Below are 1,822 nucleotides of genomic sequence, written 5' to 3'. Positions count from 1 at the left end.
GACAGTCCTCCGGTTCGGGTAGGCGGTAACAGGTAACCGGTAACGTTTTCGGTTACCGACGTTACCGCACATCGCGTTCGGTGGGTAGTCCGGGCGAGGCGTGTCGCGGCGACCGTGGGGATTGGGTGCCCGTCGGCGCGGACGCCTTCGGGCGACGAGCCAGACGGGGCCACTGGGCGCCGGCCAGAGGGCGCGCGGCGCGTGGGAGCTGAGGCTATCGGACGGTGAGGTTGTAGATGTCCAGCACGGCCGCCAATGCCGCATTGTCGGCCGGCGGCGCGACCGGCTGGCCCGGGCCCGCGTCCAGAGCCCCGGCGACGCCGTCGCGCAGCCACACCGCCCAGCAGGACCAGTGCGTGCCGTGCTTGGAGAAGTAGTGGATGCCCAGCGCCTGTGTGCGGCCGACGAGGGGGGCGGCTGCCAGCGTGGCGGCCAGTTCGGTCGTCAGATGACGGTCCCCGCTTCGCGTCTGCGCCACGGTGATCTCGTCGATCCCTCGCTCCCACAGTGACAGCGGAATATGCGAGGCCAGGTAGGTGATGGTGCGTGCGTGTTCGATCTCCACGAACCATCCCGATGCCGGCAGTGTCACCGTGTACAGGCGGTGGGCGTACAACCAGTGGATGTCGACCACGCCGGGTGGCCGAACCCCCAGATCGTTCCAGTCGCGTGCGATCAGAGCGTAGAGATCATCGGCGCCCGGATCATCGAGATACTCCTGCGCCCGGTAGGGGCCGCCGACCTTTAACGCGCCCAGCAACTCGCCGTACGCGCCCTCGGCGCTACTGGCGCAATAGATGGTCTGCTCGCCGGGCAGATCGAAACGGTTCCACCCCGCCCGGTCCTCGCTGCTACTCACGCCCCTGGCCGGCGGATTGAGCACGCCGTAGGAGGGTTTAGCCAACCGATAAACGGACTGGCCGCCGGCCGGGAGCAGTGCCAGGCCCGTGTTTGCGCAGACCGTGACCTCGCCTGTCACAGGCGGCATCCTCTACCGGTGCTCATGCTCACCCGGACCACCTTAGGTAGCCCTTCACCGCTCGTCGGGTCGGCCCGTAGGCCAGGGGCACGGGGCGAGTTTTAGTTGTCGGTGCCGTCGACGAACGCCGCGGCAGCACTCATCACCGGCTTGAACTTGCCTGCCGCGATCGCCATGAACGGCGGCTGCTCGTCCAACCTGGGGTTCGCGCCGATGAACCATGCCCGGGCGACATCGGCGCCCTCGGACGTCGCGATCGCCACCCACGCCCGGTGGGCCACCTGCAGTCGCTGCAACGCGCCATCCCGCGGCACCGGACCGCCGTCGGCCGACCATTTGTACGGCAGCTTCTTGTCCCGCACACCCGCGGCCACCGCCACCACCGTCGGCCCCAGATGCTGCACCAGCTGACGCGCCAACTCCGCGCTCGACAACTTCATGGTCTCGGTATGCGCCAAGATCGCCTGATCCACCACCGCCATCTCCCGAACCCCCTCCAACAGCTCCCGCGACCACCGACAATCACGGCGGTAGACGACTACGGACAGACTTCCCAGCACCACCAATGCTACTCAAATGCCACCAATCGGCAACGCCCGACGGCCACCGAGGCCGCCAGCACACCAGCAGCCACGACCCGCGGTCGGCTCGTAGGCGGCTTACCGCGCCCCTTCGCACTCGGACTGGGCGGATGAAGCTTTCAGGGTCAACCGACGCGACTTGCCGCAGCGGGCATAATTCACCGCAGCAGTTGACGCATCAAAATTGGAGAAATTCATGGCTCAGCACTTCCAGGTCAGATACACCGACGACATCGTGAGTATTTGGAGGCTTGGGGGCCAC

2 protein-coding genes are annotated in these 1,822 nt (G+C 67.0%); both read right to left on the bottom strand.

The genetic code is table 11. The features are described from left to right. Nucleotides 1–214: 214 nt before the first annotated feature. On the bottom strand, nt 215–979 hold the full coding sequence (locus G6017_RS12840; RefSeq protein WP_095719472.1) for an RES domain-containing protein: 765 nt from the start codon (nt 977–979) through the stop codon (nt 215–217). Between the two features lie 101 nt (nt 980–1,080). Beyond that, on the bottom strand, nt 1,081–1,461 hold the full coding sequence (locus tag G6017_RS12835) for a hypothetical protein (RefSeq protein WP_017835891.1): 381 nt from the start codon (nt 1,459–1,461) through the stop codon (nt 1,081–1,083). Nucleotides 1,462–1,822: the final 361 nt, after the last annotated feature.

The organism is Dietzia sp. B44 (assembly GCF_014145245.1).
Classification (GTDB): domain Bacteria; phylum Actinomycetota; class Actinomycetes; order Mycobacteriales; family Mycobacteriaceae; genus Dietzia; species Dietzia natronolimnaea.
Note: the sequence above shows the minus strand (reverse complement) of the source record. Positions and strands in the feature narration are given on the sequence as shown.

Excerpts from the sequence above, each read along its gene's own strand:
- G6017_RS12835 (WP_017835891.1), bottom strand. The coding sequence starts at position 1,461 with ATGGCGGTGGTGGATCAGGCGATCTTGGCGCATACCGAGACCATGAAG.